Here is a 16,555-nt window from a genome sequence, read left to right on the forward strand (position 1 = left end):
CCGGCGGGCCGAACGGTCCACACACGCGGCGATGCTACACCGCCTCAGGGGCGTCGCATGCGAAAGGGCCCGGGACGTTTCCGCCCCGGGCCCTGCATCGTTCAAATTGCCGCAAACCCTTACTGGGCGGGCGTATCGCGGAGTTCGCGACGGAGGATCTTGCCGACGTTGGTCTTCGGCAGCTCCTTTCGGAATTCAACGATTTTGGGGTGCTTGTAGCCGGTCAGGTTGGCCCGGGCATGCTCCTTGACCATTTCGGCGGTCAGGTTCGGGTCCTTCTTCACGATGACCACCTTCACCACCTCGCCGGACTTGTCGTCCGGGACGCCGACCGCGGCCACTTCCAGCACGCCCGGCATCATCGCGATCACGTCCTCGACCTCGTTCGGGTACACGTTGAAGCCGGACACCAGGATCATGTCCTTCTTGCGGTCCACGATGTAGAAGAAGCCGTGTTCGTCCATCTTGGCCATGTCGCCGGTATGCAGCCAGCCGTCCGCGTCGATGGCCTTGGCCGTTTCCTCCGGGCGCTGCCAGTAGCCCTTCATCACCTGCGGGCCCTTGATGCAGAGCTCGCCGACATCGCCCAGCGGCAGGATGGCACTGTTGTCATCCTTGATGCAGGCATCGGTGGACGGGATCGGCAGTCCGATCGAGCCGTTGTACTCGGTCAGGGTGAGCGGGTTGATGCAGGCCGCCGGTGAGGTCTCGGTCAGGCCATAGGCCTCGACCAGGGTCACGCCGGTGACCTTCTTCCAGCGCTCGGCCACGGCGCGCTGCACCGCCATGCCACCGCCCAGGGTGACCTTCAGCGAGGAGAAGTCGACCGTGTCGAAGCCGGGGGTGTTGAGCAGCCCGTTGAACAGCGTGTTGACACCGGTGATGGCGGTGAAGCGCACCGACTTGAGCTCCTTGACGAAGCCCTTCATGTCCCGCGGGTTGGTGATCAGGTGGTTGCAGCCACCGAACTTCATGAAGACCAGCCCGTTCGCGGTCAGCGCGAAGATGTGGTACAGCGGCAGGGCGGTGATGATCCACTCCTTGCCCATCTCGATGCCCGACGCGCTGATCCAGGCCGAGGCCTGCTGCATGTTGGCGATCAGGTTGCGGTTGGTCAGCATCGCGCCCTTGGCCACGCCGGTGGTGCCGCCGGTGTACTGCAGGAAGGCGATGTCGTCGTGGTCGATCTCGACCTTGGGCAGGCTGTGGCGGCTGCCGAGCTTGAGCGCCTGGCGGAAGCGCACCGCGCCCTTGAGATGGTAGTTGGGCACCATCTTCTTGATGTACTTCAGCACGAAGTTGACGATCACGCCCTTGGCGCCGAGCAGGTCGCCCAGGCCGGTGGTGACCACATGCTTGACCGGCGTATCGGCGATGACCTGTTCGACGGTGTCGCCAAAGTTGTCGACCACCACCAGCGCGGTCACGCCGGCATCGATCAGCTGGTGCTTGAGCTCGCGCGCGGTGTACAGCGGGTTGACGTTGACCACGGTCAGGCCGGCGCGCAGCACGCCGAAGGTGGCCACCGGGTACTGCAGGCAGTTGGGCATCATCAAGGCGACGCGGTCGCCCTTCTTGAGCTTGAGCTCACCCAGCAGGTAGGCCGCGAACTGTTCGACCAGCGCGTCGGTCTCGCCATAGGTGAGGACCTTGCCGAAGCTGGAGTAGGCGGGACGGTCGCGGAACTTCGCGACGGAAGCGTCGAAGACCGAAGCTACCGAATGGAACTCGTTGACGTCGATTTCGGCGGGAACGCCTTTCGGATAGCTCTGCAGCCAGGGACGATCCAGACTCATATTCCCCCTCCAGGAATCGTGATGTATTAGGTTCCGACCCTGAGCGTATCGACAACGGCCGGTCATTGCAGCATACCCCGCCGTAGGGAAAACGCGAAGAGGCCCCGGAGAGCCTCTTTGCTGGATAGTGCCGGCCGCTGGCCGGCATCTGCGCTGGACAGGCCATCCGATGGATGCCGGCCAGCGGCCGGCACTACCGTGGCCCCAGGCGGGCCGCCTGCGTCAACCCTGCTTGCGCACCGGCGCACCGTTGGCCTTGTAGTACGGCGCGGTGCTGCGGGCCAGCGGCGTGCGGCCGCGGATCACGTCGGCCAGCTTCTCGGCCATCATGATGGTCGGCGCGTTGAGGTTGCCGGTCACCACCTGCGGCATGATCGAGGCATCGACGATGCGCAGGCCTTCCAGGCCGTGCACGCGACCCTGGCCATCGACCACCGCCATCGGGTCGTCGGCATGGCCCATCTTGTTCGAGCAGGACGGGTGGTAGGCGGTCTCGGCATGCTCGCGCACGAACGCATCGATCTGTGCATCGGTCTGCAGTGCACTGCCCGGCGAGATCTCGCGGCCGCTGTACGGGGCCAGTGCCGGCTGCGCGAAGATCTCGCGGGTGATGCGGATCGCCGCGCGGAATTCGCGCCAGTCCTGCTCGTGCGACATGTAGTTGAACAGGATGCTCGGATGTTCGCGCGGATCCTTCGAGCGCACGTGGATGCGGCCACGGCTGGGCGAGCGCATCGAGCCGACGTGCATCTGGAAGCTGTGCGCCTTGATCGGGTTGGAGCCGTTGTAATTGATCGCCACCGGCAGGAAGTGGTACTGCAGGTTCGGCCAGTCGAATTCGGCGTCGCTGCGGATGAAGCCACCGGCCTCGAACTGGTTGCTGGCGCCGATGCCGGTGCCCAGGAACAGCCACTCGGCACCGATCGCCGGCTGGTTGTACAGCTTCAGCGCCGGGGCCAGCGAGACCGGCTTCTTGCACTCGTACTGCAGGTACATCTCAAGGTGGTCCTGCAGGTTGGCGCCGACGCCCGGCAGGTGGTGCACCAGGTCGATGTCGAGGCTGCGCAGCAGGTCGGCCGGGCCGACGCCAGAGCGCTGCAGGATCTGCGGCGAGGCGATGGCGCCGCCGCACAGCAGCACCTCGCGGCGGGCGGTCGCACGCTGCGGCTGGTCGTTGTGCAGCCACTGCACGCCCACCGCACGCTTGCCCGAGAACAGGATGCGGTCGGTCAGCGCGTGGGTGACGATGGTCAGGTTCGGGCGCGGCTTGGCCAGGTCCAGGTAGCCGCGGGCGGTGCTGGAGCGACGGCCCTTCGGGGTCACCGTGCGGTCCATCGGGCCGAAGCCTTCCTGCTGGTAGCCGTTGAGATCGTCGGTGCGCGGGTAGCCGGCCTGCACGCCGGCCTCGACCATCGCAGCGAACAGTTCGTTGTTGCCGGCCTTGGGCGTGGTCACGCGCAGCGGGCCGTCACCGCCGTGGTAGTCGTTGGGGCCGATGTCACGGGTTTCGGCCTTGCGGAAGTAGGGCAGGCAGTCCAGGTAGGTCCAGTCTTCCAGGCCGGGCATGCTGGCCCAGTTGTCGTAGTCCATCGCATTGCCACGGATGTAGCACATGCCGTTGATAAGCGACGAGCCGCCCAGGCCCTTGCCGCGGCCGCAGTCCATGCGGCGGTTGTTCATGAAGGGCTCCGGATCGGTCTTGTACGCCCAGTTGTAGCGCTTGCCCTGCAGCGGGAAGGCCAGTGCGGCCGGCATCTGGGTACGGAAATCGAACCGGTAGTCCGGGCCACCGGCTTCCAGCAGCAGCACGCTGACATCGGCATCTTCGGTGAGGCGGGTGGCCAGCACGTTGCCGGCCGAACCGGCGCCGATGATGATGTAGTCGTACTCGTTATGGGTGCTCATGGGTGTCTCCTGCAGGCCGCGACGCACTGCGGGCAGGCGTCGCGGCGGAATGTCGGATCGGCGCGATGGCCGGACGAAGGGGCGTGCTGGCGGCGCGCCGGTCAGAACACGCTGGCGTAGTCGCCCAGCTCGACCTGCACCGACTTGATGCGGGTGTAGTGGCCGAGGGTCGAGATGCCGTTCTCGCGGCCGACGCCGGATTCCTTGTAGCCACCGACCGGCATTTCGGCCGGCGACTCGCCCCAGGTGTTGATCCAGCAGATGCCCGCTTCCAGGCGGTGGATGATGCGGTGGGCGCGGCTGATGTCCTTGCTGACCACGCCGGCGGCGAGGCCGAAGGTGGTGTCGTTGGCGCGGCGCACCACTTCGTCTTCGTCGTCGTAGGCGAGGATGCTCATCACCGGCCCGAAGATCTCTTCCCGGACAATCGTCATGTCGTCGCGGCAATCGGAGAACACGGTCGGCAGCACGTAGGCACCGTTGGCCAGCGCGCCTTCAGTGGCACGGCCGCCGCCCACCAGCAGGCGGGCGCCCTCGGCCTTGCCGCTTTCGATGTAGCGCAGCACGTTTTCCATGTGCGGGAAGCTGGTCAGCGGGCCGAAGTTGGTCTCGGCGGCCATCGGGTCGCCGATGCGGATGCGCTTGACGCGCTCGACAACGGCGGCCTCGAACGCAGCCAGCATGCTGCGCGGCACGAACACACGGGTGCCGTTGGTGCAGACCTGGCCGGAACTGAAGAAGTTGGCCATCACCGCGATGTCGGCGGCGCGGTCCAGGTCGGCGTCATCGCAGATCACCAGCGGCGACTTGCCGCCCAGCTCCATGGTCACTTCCTTCAGCGACGAGGACGCGGCGCTGGCCATGACCTTCTTGCCGGTGGCGACGCCGCCGGTGAAGGAGATCTTCTCGATCACCGGGTGCTCGGTCAGCCACTGCCCGATCTCGCGGCCCGGGCCCTGCACGACGTTGAACACACCGGCCGGCACGCCGGCTTCGGTGTAGATCTCGGCCAGCCGGATCGCGGTCAACGGGGTCACTTCGGACGGCTTGAACACCATCGCGTTGCCGGCGGCCAGGGCGGGGGCGGACTTCCACATGGCGATCTGGATCGGGTAGTTCCAGGCGCCGATGCCGGCCACCACGCCCAGCGGTTCGCGGCGGGTGTAGAAGAAGCTCGATTCGCGCAGCGGCAGCTGGATGCCTTCGATGGCGGTGGCCAGGCCGGCGTAGTACTCGACCACGTCGGCACCGGTGACGATGTCCACCGTGGTGGTCTCGGCCAGCGCCTTGCCGGTGTCCAGCGTTTCCAGGTGGGCCAGTTCGTCGTTGCGCTCGCGCAGGATCTCGACGGCGTGGCGCAGGATGCGCGAACGCTCCATCGCGGTCATTGCCGCCCATGCCTTCTGGCCCTCGGCCGCGCTCTGCACGGCGCGCTCGACGTCGGCCTGGCTGGCAACCTGCACTTCGGCGATCACCTCACCGGTGGCCGGGTTGACGGTCTTGAAGGTCTTGCCGCTGGTGGCATCGACGCGCTGGCCGTGGATGTAGAGCTGTTGGACGGGCAGGGTGGTCATGGGGCGTACTCCTTGGAAGGGGGCGGGTGCTGAAGCGCTTATAGCGCGGCAGCCTGCAACTGGAAGTCGATGTAGCCGTAGGCGATGCGCCGGGACTTGTCGGCGTTGAACTGGCCGCCGACCAGGCTGCCGCGCAGCCACAGGCCGTCGATCATCGCGGCCAGGCCACGGGCGGCCAAGCGCGCCTGCGGATGGGGCAGCAGGCGGTTGAACTGGTGGCACAGGTTGGAGAACAGGCGCTGGTCGTTGGCGCGCTGCAACCGGGCCAGTTCCGGCTGATGCATGCTGGCGGCCCAGAACGTGAGCCAGACGCGCATCGCGGTACCGTTGATCTGGCTGTCGTCGAAGTTGCCATCGACGATGGCACGCAGCTGCTCGCGGGGGTCATCGCTGGCCTCGGCGCGGTAGCGGGCGACGGCGTCCTTCAGTTCGCGCAGGATCTGCCGCATTGCAGCATTGAGCAGGCCGTCCTTGTCGCCGAAGTAGTGGGCGACGATGCCGCTGGACAGCCCTGCCTTCTTCGCGATGGTGGCGACGGTCGCGTCGGCCATGCCGATCTCGTCGATGGTCTGGAAAGTGGCCCGGATCAGCTGTTCGCGCCGTACCGGTTCCACGCCTTTCTTCGGCATTGTCTCTCCACGGTTTGCGACCCGAACGATCGGGTTGCCGCCCATTATGCTTTTTATTGATTGAACGTTCAATCAATAAACCCTAGGATGCGCTCGCGCCCCACGCCATGGGCCCGGTTTTCCGGTCCGGCCCCGCCCATGTGCTCCCCCGGACTGATGAGACGATCCCATGTCTTCCCTGGCTCATCCCAAGCGTTCGCCCCTGCGCTTGAACCGTTTTGTCTTCCTCAGCTCATCGGTGTCGATCGGCATCCTGGGGCTGCTCACCGTTCTCTATCCCGAAGGCAGCGAGCACTGGCTGCAATGGGCGCAGGCCGAGGTCTCGGCCGCGTTCGGCTGGTGGTACATGCTGCTGATCGTGCTGTGCCTGGGCTTCGTGCTGTGGCTGGCGTTCTCGCCTTACGGCCGCATCCGCCTGGGCCACAACGAGGAATCACCGGCCTTTGGCTACGTTGCCTGGGTCTCGATGCTGTTCTCGGCCGGCATCGGCATCGCGCTGCTGTACTACGGCGCCTACGAGCCGCTGGACCATTTCCTGCACCCGCCCGGGCAGCCTGGTGGCACCGTGGCCGCCGGCCGCGAGGCGATGGTGCTGACCTTCCTGCACTGGGGCCTGCATGGCTGGGCGCTGTATGCACTGGTCGGGGTGGCGCTGGGCTACTTCGCCTACCGCCGCGACCTGCCGCTGGCGCTGCGCTCGTCGCTGTACCCGATCTTCGGTGAGCGCATCCATGGCCGCATCGGCGACATGGTCGATGGCTTCGGCATCCTGGCCACGCTGATCTCGATGGTGACCAACCTCGGCATCGGCGCGCTGGTGGTGCAGTCCGGCCTGGTCTACCTGTTCCACATCCCGGATACGCCGCAGGTGCTGGTGGCCATCGTGCTGGTGATGATGGTGGTGGCCACCATCGGCGTGGTCGCTGGCGTGGAAAAGGGCATTGCGTGGCTGTCCAACCTCAACGTGCGCCTGCTGTGCGGCCTGCTGCTGTTCGTGCTGGTCACCGGCCCGACCCTGCACCTGTTCGACGGCCTGATCCAGAACACCGGCGATTATCTCGGCGCATTCGTGCGCAAGAGCTTCGACATGTACCTCAACGATCCCAAGGGCCGTGAATGGATGGGGTCGTGGACGCTGTTCTACTGGGCGTGGTGGATCGCCTGGGCGCCGTTCGTCGGCCTCTTCGTGGCGCGCATCTCGCGCGGCCGCACCATCCGCGAAGTGATCATGGGCGTGCTGCTGATCCCGCTCGGCTTCACCCTGGCCTGGCTGTCGATCTTCGGCAACACCGCCATCGACCTGGTGCTCAACCATGGCCAGTCGATCCTGGGCGAGGTGGCCCAGCACGATGCGGCGATGACGCTGTTCAAGCTGCTGGAGTACCTGCCCGGCGCGCCGTACGTGGCCGGTGCCGCGGTGGTGATCGGCTTCGTGCTGTTCCTGACCCCGGTCGATTCGGGCACGCTGATGATCGCCAACCTGTGCACCCGTCGCGTTGACGATGGCGTCGAAGATGGCCATGACGCGCCGATCTGGCTGCGCGTGTTCTGGGCGGCCGGCATCACCGTGGCCAGCGTCGGCCTGCTGCTGGCCGGCAATTTCAGCGCGATGCAGACGGCGGTGGTGCTGTGTGGCCTGCCGTTCTCGTTCACCCTGGCGTTCTACATGTGGGGCCTGTTGAAGGCGCTGCGCACCGACCCGGATGCGCCACGCCGGTAAGCGCTTCTGTAGAGCCGAGCGCAGGCTCGGCTCTACAGGAGGGCATCGCAAACGGAAAGGGCCGGATCCGTGCGGATCCGGCCCTTTCCGTTACTTGCTGGCCAACTGGCGCAGCACGTACTGCAGCAGGCCGCCGTGGCGGAAGTACTCGACTTCCTTCGGGGTCAGCAGCATCACCGAGACCTCGAAGGTCTTCTTCGTGCCGTCGGCCTTGGTCGCGGTGACCTTGGCGCGCTTGCTGGCACCGTCCTGCAGGCCGGCGATGTCGATCACTTCCGAGCCGTCCAGGCCCAGGCTCTGGGCGTTCTCGCCGTTGCGGAACTGCAGCGGCAGCACGCCCATGCCGACCAGGTTGGAGCGGTGGATGCGCTCGAAGCTCTCGGCGATGACTGCCTTCACCCCCAGCAGCAGGGTGCCCTTGGCCGCCCAGTCGCGCGACGAGCCGGTGCCGTATTCCTTGCCGGCCAGCACCACCAGCGGCACCTTGTCGGCCTTGTACTTCATGGCGGCATCGTAGATCGCCAGCTTCTCCGGCTGGCCGCCGCCGGCGGGGTAGTACAGGGTGTTGCCGCCTTCCTCGCCACCGAACATCAGGTTCTTGATGCGGATGTTGGCGAAGGTGCCGCGGACCATCACGTCATCGTTGCCGCGGCGGCTGCCGTAGCTGTTGAAGTCGGCCGGCTGCACGCCGCGTTCCTGCAGGAAGCGGCCTGCCGGCGAGTCCTTCTTGATGTTGCCGGCCGGGGAGATGTGGTCGGTGGTGATCGAATCGCCGAACAGGCCCATCACGCGCGCGCCGTGCACGTCGTCGATGCTGCCGGTCTGCATGGTCATGCCATCGAAGTACGGCGGGTTCTTGATGTAGGTGGACGCATCGCTCCACGCGTACAGGTTGCCGTCCGGCGAGGCGATGGTGTTCCAGCGGGTGTCACCCTTGAACACGTCGGCGTAGTTCTGCTTGAACATCTCCGGCCCGATGGTGGCAGCGATGACGTCGCCGATTTCCTTGTTGCTCGGCCAGATGTCGCGCAGGAACACCGGCTGGCCGTCGCTGCCCGTACCCAGCGGCTGGGTGGTCAGGTCGATGTCGGTGGTGCCGGCGATGGCGTAGGCCACCACCAGCGGCGGGCTGGCCAGGTAGTTCATCTTCACTTCGGGGTGCACGCGGCCCTCGAAGTTGCGGTTGCCCGACAGCACCGAGGTGACCACCAGGTCACCGGCGGCGATGCCAGCGCTGACCTCGGTCGGCAGCGGGCCGGAGTTGCCGATGCAGGTGGTGCAGCCGTAGCCGACCACGTAGAAGCCGATCTTCTCCAGCTCCTTCAGCACGCCGGCCTTTTCTAGGTAGTCGGTGACCACGCGCGAGCCCGGCCCGAGCGAGGTCTTCACCCACGGCTGGCGATTCAGGCCCTTGGCGGCCGCGTTGCGGGCCAGCAGGCCGGCGCCGATCATCACCGCCGGGTTGGAAGTGTTGGTGCACGAGGTGATGGCAGCGATGACCACCGCGCCGTCCTTCAGCCGCACCTTGCGGCCTTCGATCTCGATGTCGGCGAAGCCCTTGGCCAGCTGCTCGTTGCCGACCGCCGCGCCGCCGCCTTCATTGACGAACGAGGACACATCATCACTGCGCTTGTCGCGGTTGCTGGTCATGCCGACCAGTGCTTCGCGGTAGTTCTTCTGCACGTCTTCCAGCAGCACGCGGTCCTGCGGGCGCTTCGGGCCGGCCAGCGACGGCTTCACCGTGCCCATGTCCAGTTCCAGCGTGGTGCTGTACTGGGCGTGCGGGCTGCCCGGCTCGTGCCACAGGCCCTGCGCCTTGGCATAGGCCTCGACAAGGTTGATCTGCTCTTCGCTGCGGCCGGACAGGCGCAGGTAGTTCAGCGACTCGGCGTCGATCGGGAAGATGCCGCAGGTGGCGCCGTATTCCGGGGCCATGTTGCCGATGGTCGCCCGATCGGCCAGCGGCAGGTGCTGCAGGCCATCACCGTAGAACTCGACGAACTTGCCGACCACGCCGAGCTTGCGCAGCATCTGGGTGACGGTCAGCACCAGGTCGGTGGCGGTGGCGCCCTCGGGCAGCCTGCCGGTCAGCTTGAAGCCGACCACCTGCGGGATCAGCATCGACGATGGCTGGCCGAGCATGGCCGCCTCGGCTTCGATGCCGCCCACGCCCCAGCCCAGCACGCCGATGCCGTTGATCATGGTGGTGTGGCTGTCGGTGCCGAACACGGTATCCGGGTAGGCCACGGCCTTGCCATCCTTGTCCGCGGTCATCACCACGCGGGCCAGGTTCTCCAGGTTCACCTGGTGGACGATGCCGGTGTTGGGCGGCACCACCTTGAAGTTGTCGAAGGCCTTCTGGCCCCAGCGCAGGAAGCCGTAGCGTTCCTGGTTGCGCTGGAATTCGATCTTGCCGTTGAGGTCCAGCGCGTCGGGCTTGCCGAACACGTCGACCTGCACCGAGTGGTCGATGACCAGTTCGGAGGGAATCTGAGGGTTGATCTGCTCCGGCTTGCCGCCGAGCTTGACGACGGCGTCGCGCATCGCGGCCAGGTCGACCACGCAGGGCACGCCGGTGAAGTCCTGCAGGACCACGCGCGCGGGCATGAAGGCGATTTCGGTGTCCGGTTCGGCTGCCGGGTTCCAGCGGGCCACGGCCTCGATGTGGTCCTTGCCGACGGTGACGCCGCCATCCTCGTGCCGGAGCAGGTTCTCCAGCAGGATCTTCATCGAGTAGGGCAGGTGGGAGATATCGAAGCGCTGGCCCAGCGTGGGCAGGCTGAAGTAGTCGTAGGTCTTGCCGCCGACGTTCAGCTGGCTGCGGGTGGAGAACGAATCGCTCATGCGGGGTAACTCCTTCTTGCGGATGGCTTGCAGTGGCCCGCGCATGGGCGGGCCTGCTTGCGGTCGCCGCGGGCCTGAGGGCCCCGGTAGTCCCAGTATGAACCCCGGACTGAATGGGTTCATCCGGGCCGGGCTCCGACCTGCGGCATCGGTTCCAGACTACAGGGGGAGGTGTATGGCGTATGTCACGTTTGTGGCCGATCCTTTGCGAGGCAAGGGCTGGCGGGGCGCCGGTCCTGTTCAGGGTGGAAGTATGCCCGGGGAAGTATGTATAATTTGTGCATACTCTGGAGGGCCTACCGATGGAAGCCACTGTTGCAGAACGCGGACAGATCACCCTGCCCAAGGCGGTGCGTGATGCCCTCGGCCTGACCAAGGGCACGCTGCTGAAGGTCGAGCTGGACGGCAGCCGCATCATCCTGCGCAAGAGTGTTGACGATGCCATTTCACGGGCGCGCGGCAAGTTCGCGCTGGACGGCTTCGAGTCGTCCGATGCGGCGGTGCGCGCGGTGCGCGACGAGGAATAAGCCGTGATGATCGCCGTCGATTCACCGGTACTGGTCGAGCTGCTCAGCAATGGCCCGCAGGCCGATGCCGTGGAAGCCATCCTCCGGCAGAGCCTGGTCGGCGGCCGCGTGGTGGTCTGCGGCGCGACCCTGGCCGAAGTCTGCGCATCGCTGCGCGGCGGTGCCGAGGTGCTCGAAGCGCTGGAAGAAATGGGCGTGCACTTCAACCCGATGGAAGCCAAGTCGGCACTGCGCGCCGGCGAGATGCACCGCCGTCATCGCCAGCGCGGCGGCAGCCGCCGCAGCCTGGATGAATTCATGGTCGGCGCCCACGCGCTGCTGCAGTGCGATGGCCTGATCACCTGGAACGACACGTTTTACCGCGACTACTTCAAGGGCCTGAAGCTGATCGTGCCGCACGCCTGAGCCCACTTTTGATTTTTCAACCTACGCATTACCCGGGAGTTGTCATGTTGGAAGCCTACCGCCACCACGTCGCCGAGCGCGCTGCGCTTGGCATCCCGCCGCTGCCGCTGAGCGCGCAGCAGACGGCCGATGTCATCGAACTGCTGAAGAACCCGCCGCAGGGCGAGGCCGAGTTCCTGCTCGACCTGCTGACCCACCGCGTGCCGGCCGGCGTCGATGACGCGGCCAAGGTCAAGGCGTCGTACCTGGCGGCGATCGCCCTGGGCAGCGAGCAGAACCCGCTGATCAGCCGTGAGCGCGCCACCGAACTGCTGGGCACCATGCTCGGCGGCTACAACGTGGCCCCGCTGGTGCAGCTGCTGGACGACGCCAGCGTCGGCACCATCGCCGCCAACGGCCTGAAGAAGACCCTGCTGGTGTTCGATGCGTTCCATGACGTGCAGGAAAAGGCCAAGGCGGGCAATGCCAACGCCCAGGCCGTGCTGCAGAGCTGGGCCGATGCCGAGTGGTTCACCAGCAATCCGGAAGTGCCGCAGAGCCTGACCGTCACCGTGTTCAAGGTGCCGGGCGAGACCAACACCGACGACCTGTCGCCGGCACCGGACGCGACCACCCGCCCGGACATTCCGATGCACGCCCTGGCGATGCTGAAGAACAAGCGCGACGATGCGCCGTTCACCCCGGAAGAAGACGGCAAGCGCGGCCCGATCCAGCAGATCCTGTCGCTGAAGGAAAAGGGCCACCTGGTTGCCTACGTCGGCGACGTGGTCGGCACCGGTTCCTCGCGCAAGTCGGCCACCAACAGCGTGCTGTGGTGGACCGGCGACGACATTCCGTTCATCCCGAACAAGCGCGCCGGCGGCGTCTGCCTGGGCGGCAAGATCGCACCGATCTTCTACAACACCATGGAAGATGCCGGCGCGCTGCCGATCGAGCTGGACGTATCGAAGATGGAGCACGGCGACGTCATCGAGCTGCGCCCGTACGAAGGCAAGGCGCTGAAGAACGGCGAAGTGATCGCCGAGTTCCAGGTCAAGTCCGACGTGCTGTTCGATGAAGTACGTGCCGGCGGCCGCATTCCGCTGATCATCGGCCGTGGCCTGACCGGCAAGGCGCGCGAAGCGCTGGGCCTGGCCCCGACCGACCTGTTCCGCCTGCCGGTGCAGCCGGCCGATACCGGCAAGGGCTTCTCGCTGGCGCAGAAGATGGTCGGCCGCGCCTGTGGCCTGCCGGAAGGCCAGGGCATGCGCCCGGGCACCTACTGCGAACCGAAGATGACCTCGGTCGGCTCGCAGGACACCACCGGCCCGATGACCCGCGACGAGCTGAAGGACCTGGCGTGCCTGGGCTTCTCGGCCGACCTGGTGATGCAGTCGTTCTGCCATACCGCCGCTTACCCGAAGCCGGTGGACGTGAAGACCCACCACACCCTGCCGGAGTTCATCTCCACCCGTGGCGGCGTTTCGCTGCGCCCGGGCGACGGCGTGATCCACAGCTGGCTCAACCGCATGCTGCTGCCGGACACCGTGGGCACCGGCGGTGACTCGCACACCCGTTTCCCGGTGGGCATTTCGTTCCCGGCCGGTTCGGGCCTGGTCGCCTTCGCCGCAGCCACCGGCGTGATGCCGCTGGACATGCCGGAGTCGGTGCTGGTGCGCTTCAAGGGCAAGATGCAGCCGGGCGTGACCCTGCGTGACCTGGTCAATGCGATCCCGCTGTACGCGATCAAGTCCGGCCTGCTGACCGTGGCCAAGGCTGGCAAGAAGAACATCTTCTCCGGCCGCATCCTGGAAATCGAGGGCCTGCCGGAGCTGAAGGTCGAACAGGCGTTCGAACTGTCCGACGCCTCGGCCGAGCGTTCGGCCGCCGGCTGCTCGGTGCGCCTGAACAAGGAACCGATCATCGAGTACCTGACCAGCAACATCACGCTGCTGAAGTGGATGATTGCCGAGGGTTACCAGGATCCGCGTTCGCTGCAGCGTCGCATCGAGAAGATGGAAGCCTGGCTGGCCAACCCGCAGCTGCTGGAGCCGGATGCCGACGCCGAGTACGCCGCCGTCATCGAGATCGACCTGGCCGACATCCACGAGCCGATCGTGGCCTGCCCGAACGACCCGGACGACGTGAAGACCCTGTCCGAAGTGGCCGGTGCCAAGATCGACGAAGTGTTCATCGGTTCGTGCATGACCAACATCGGTCACTTCCGCGCCGCGGCCAAGCTGCTGGAAGGCAAGCGTGACCTGCCGACCCGCCTGTGGGTGGCCCCGCCGACCAAGATGGACGCCTCGGAGCTGACCAAGGAAGGCGTGTACGGCACCTTCGGCGCCACCGGCGCGCGCATGGAAATGCCGGGCTGCTCGCTGTGCATGGGCAACCAGGCGCAGATCCGTGAAGGCTCCACTGCGATGTCGACCTCGACCCGCAACTTCCCGAACCGCCTGGGCCGCAACACCAACGTGTACCTGGGTTCGGCGGAACTGGCGGCGATCTGCTCGCGCCTGGGCCGCATCCCGACCAAGGAGGAGTACATGGCGGACATCGGCGTGATCAACGCCAACGGTGCGGAGATCTACCGCTACATGAACTTCGACCAGATCGAGGAGTACCAGGACGTGGCCAAGACGGTCGCTGCCTGATGCGGTAGTGCCGGTCGCTGGCCGGCATTCCGTTGAAACAAAAACCCCCCGGCGAAAGCCGGGGGTTTTTTGTGTGCGGCGGGCTGGGTGGCCTAGCCCATCCGCATCGCGGTTCGGGTCTGCTCCTGGGCGTGGTCTTGCTGACCGACCTGCTGTGCCTGCGCAATTTGTTCGGCCTTGGCGAGCGACTGCTCTACCGTCGTATTGATTGCCTCGCTGATCGGTACCGAGGCCCGCAGGTGTGCTGGATTCTCCGGCGCTCCCTGCACAACGAACATGCGAGGGTCCGAGCCATCGCTGGGTGGAGTGCCCAGGACCACATGATCAACGCGTTCGAGGCCGCTGCGCTTGGCCGTCGCAAGCAGGCTGGCCGTCATGCGCTCACTGGTTTCATCGAAGCTGCGCCCGTGCCTGGCATCCAGGGCGGATACACCCTCGCGAATCTGCTGGTAGAGCGCATGGTCTGGATGGCCTTCCTTCCTGGGATCCAAGCTTGCCTTGTCCAAGGTTGACTCAATGCTCTCCTGCAATGGACTCCTGGGAGAGAAGGCGGGATTGCCGAGCGAGGGCGAGCCCTTGTCGGTTGCATCCTGGATCAGCTGCTCCCCCGGCTTGAGCGCATTCCGGGCACGCTGCTCCGCTTCAGCCTCGCGGCGGGCATATGCACCGGCTTCCTCGGTACCGCGCAGGTAATTGATCCCGTCGCGCAGCAGGCCAGGTCCGCCGCCGACCAGCACGGTGGCTCCCGCACGCAGCTGATGAACATCACGGCGATAGTCGGCAATCCGGCGCAGGTCGTCAGGATCTGTGATCCGGGCCTGGGGATTGTCGAGTACAGACGGCACAGGGCCCTTGTCGGTCACGCGATCAAGGAAATGAACCAATCGATGGGAGTCGCCCAACTGGACGGCCACTGCGGCGGACATGACATGGCCGCTTTTCATCCCGGGTGTTCCAAGCGAAGCGATGCGCTGGCCGTGCTCGGCGTTGCGCAGAACCTCCAGTTCCCTGGGCAGCGCATACATCTCGACCTTGCCGTAATGAGGACCGCCCGCGCTGACCAGGTCGCCTGCCATCACGTGGTTGGTGAAGGGCGCCGCGTTGGCCGGCTGGCCTTCGGGAAGGCGATACGCCAGCCCGGCGGCACCGTAGGGATTGAATGCATCACCGGGGAGGTTGTAGTGATGCGCAGTGATCTGCGCGAGCGCGCCGCCCAGCGAGTGGCCGGTGACGTGTACTGGGCCGGATCCTCTTTCATCGGCCAGCCTGAGGGCCTGCTTTGTCAGCGCCAGCGCATCGCTCAGTTGCGCGTTGACTCTGGCGGTGACCATCGCCGCGTCGATGCCGCCATCAAGCATGGGCTGGCGATCAAACTCGGTACCGCGATGGGCGACGATGACTTCCTTTGTATTGATGTTGAGGTAGACAACGCCCTGATATCCGCTCCCAAAGTCACGACAGGCTAGGACCTCGTACTTTGTTCCGCCGACGGTGATGTCGGAACTGACGGGCGGAAGCGGGTCCATATAGACATTGTCCGAGAGCGCCGCGCTTTCTCTGGGATTCATTGCGGTCCTCCTTCAATCCGTGTGGAGACTTCGATTGGGAAGTATTCCTCGCGCTTCTCTGGGGGCATCTTTTCGTACCAACTTGAAGGCTCGGTTGGCGTTCGCTCTGTCGACTGTCCTGTGGTCAAGGGCGGCAATGCGCGCTTTACGTACGCAGTGAAGGTTCTCCCGCCCTCAATTTCCGTGAAAAGCGCTGCGACGGACGCGCGGATTGGGCGATCATCGATGATGAAGGCGAATGAAGCTTCCACGAGCACGGGTGTCCAAGTGCACGGGCCACGACCGTAATAGTCGGCAACTTCCATGCCGTCGTTGAAAACAACAGTGCTGAATTCAGTTGCACTGAGGCGCTGTGCCTGAAGCTCAACCTTGTGCTGGTTCGGCTCGTACTGCACCCCCTCCCAATTGTTGACCGAAGGGAGACAGAGTGGGTCTATCTCATACGTGACGAAGACCGAAGGAACGGGGACATCCACGGGTGCATCATGGACCCGAATCACAATCGGCAGCGCATCCTTTGGCGCAGGATTCTCGCGATAGACCGGGTATGAGCGTTCCTTGCTGCAACCCGGGACGGCCAGCGTGATCGAGGCGATCAACGCAACGTGAGCGAGGGTCGGGAGAATTCTCAGCATGGGCAGTCCATGTCGCTGCAGGATTGTCCTTGCTCCCTGGAACATGCGGTCCCATCACGAACGCCGGCGCCACATCCGGGCAAATGCGACAGGTTGCGCAGTGAGTAGTGCCCGATACCCGGACTTCCCTCACTGCGTACCCTAGCAGCGCGGCCTTGCGGGGTAACGTTCATCGGCGTTCCATTGCTGTGCGATACCTGACTATACGACCCGCTCCAGCCGCGCTCCAAGTCGATGCCCTGCGGGCTCCCGGTCGACGCGCATCGCCTGCGGCAGGGTCACGCCTCGAGCACGCCGTTGAAGCATCAATGGTCGA

Annotated in this window: 11 protein-coding genes; 4 read left to right on the plus strand and 7 right to left on the minus strand. The window is 65.6% G+C overall.

Translation table 11 applies throughout. The features are described from left to right. Positions 1–119: 119 nt before the first annotated feature. The 4 genes from NSQ78_RS10480 to betI all read right to left on the minus strand — a co-directional run bounded on the left by NSQ78_RS10480 (position 120) and on the right by betI (position 5,904). Complete coding sequence (locus NSQ78_RS10480) at positions 120–1,796, minus strand: long-chain fatty acid--CoA ligase (protein ID WP_049466783.1); 1,677 nt, start codon at positions 1,794–1,796, stop codon at positions 120–122. Positions 1,797–2,018: 222 nt separating this feature from the next. Further along, complete coding sequence (gene betA, locus NSQ78_RS10485) at positions 2,019–3,701, minus strand: choline dehydrogenase (protein WP_021202070.1); 1,683 nt, start codon at positions 3,699–3,701, stop codon at positions 2,019–2,021. Between the two features lie 101 nt (positions 3,702–3,802). After that, positions 3,803–5,275 carry a betaine-aldehyde dehydrogenase gene (gene betB, locus NSQ78_RS10490; protein WP_064238437.1) on the minus strand — a complete coding sequence of 491 codons (1,473 nt, stop codon included), beginning with the start codon at positions 5,273–5,275 and terminating at the stop codon, positions 3,803–3,805. A 38-nt stretch (positions 5,276–5,313) separates the two neighbouring features. Then, positions 5,314–5,904: a transcriptional regulator BetI gene (gene betI, locus NSQ78_RS10495; protein ID WP_014647011.1), complete on the minus strand. Its 591-nt coding sequence runs from the start codon at positions 5,902–5,904 to the stop codon at positions 5,314–5,316. A gap of 169 nt (positions 5,905–6,073) precedes the next feature. On the opposite strand from betI, the gene NSQ78_RS10500 reads away from it, so the two are divergent. Further along, positions 6,074–7,624: a BCCT family transporter gene (locus NSQ78_RS10500; protein WP_064238439.1), complete on the plus strand. Its 1,551-nt coding sequence runs from the start codon at positions 6,074–6,076 to the stop codon at positions 7,622–7,624. Positions 7,625–7,714: 90 nt separating this feature from the next. On the opposite strand, the gene acnA is transcribed toward NSQ78_RS10500, so the two are convergent. Then, positions 7,715–10,468: an aconitate hydratase AcnA gene (gene acnA / locus NSQ78_RS10505; RefSeq protein ID WP_064238442.1), complete on the minus strand. Its 2,754-nt coding sequence runs from the start codon at positions 10,466–10,468 to the stop codon at positions 7,715–7,717. Between the two features lie 302 nt (positions 10,469–10,770). Here acnA and NSQ78_RS10510 point away from each other — a divergent pair, with 302 nt between their 5' ends. From NSQ78_RS10510 to acnB, 3 genes are read left to right on the plus strand one after another with little or no spacing between them, the layout of a single operon-like run. Next, complete coding sequence (locus tag NSQ78_RS10510; RefSeq protein ID WP_005409505.1) at positions 10,771–10,995, plus strand: AbrB/MazE/SpoVT family DNA-binding domain-containing protein; 225 nt, start codon at positions 10,771–10,773, stop codon at positions 10,993–10,995. Positions 10,996–11,001: 6 nt separating this feature from the next. Then, positions 11,002–11,400, plus strand: coding sequence for a type II toxin-antitoxin system VapC family toxin (locus tag NSQ78_RS10515; RefSeq protein WP_005416402.1), 399 nt, complete (start codon positions 11,002–11,004; stop codon positions 11,398–11,400). A gap of 44 nt (positions 11,401–11,444) precedes the next feature. Further along, entirely contained in the window at positions 11,445–14,036 is a 2,592-nt protein-coding gene (acnB, locus tag NSQ78_RS10520) for a bifunctional aconitate hydratase 2/2-methylisocitrate dehydratase (protein ID WP_064238444.1), read from the plus strand. Between the two features lie 92 nt (positions 14,037–14,128). Here the strand turns inward: acnB and NSQ78_RS10525 are convergent, their stop codons facing one another. Continuing rightward, a complete protein-coding gene (locus NSQ78_RS10525) occupies positions 14,129–15,604 on the minus strand; it encodes an XVIPCD domain-containing protein (RefSeq protein WP_064238446.1) in 1,476 nt (491 codons plus the stop codon). Continuing rightward, a complete protein-coding gene (locus NSQ78_RS10530; protein ID WP_064238448.1) occupies positions 15,601–16,239 on the minus strand; it encodes a hypothetical protein in 639 nt (212 codons plus the stop codon). The genes NSQ78_RS10525 and NSQ78_RS10530 overlap by 4 nt, the downstream gene beginning before the upstream one ends. Positions 16,240–16,555: the final 316 nt, after the last annotated feature.

The sequence above is a fragment of the Stenotrophomonas sp. FSL W7-1447 genome, assembly GCF_037966425.1.
GTDB lineage: Bacteria > Pseudomonadota > Gammaproteobacteria > Xanthomonadales > Xanthomonadaceae > Stenotrophomonas > Stenotrophomonas pavanii.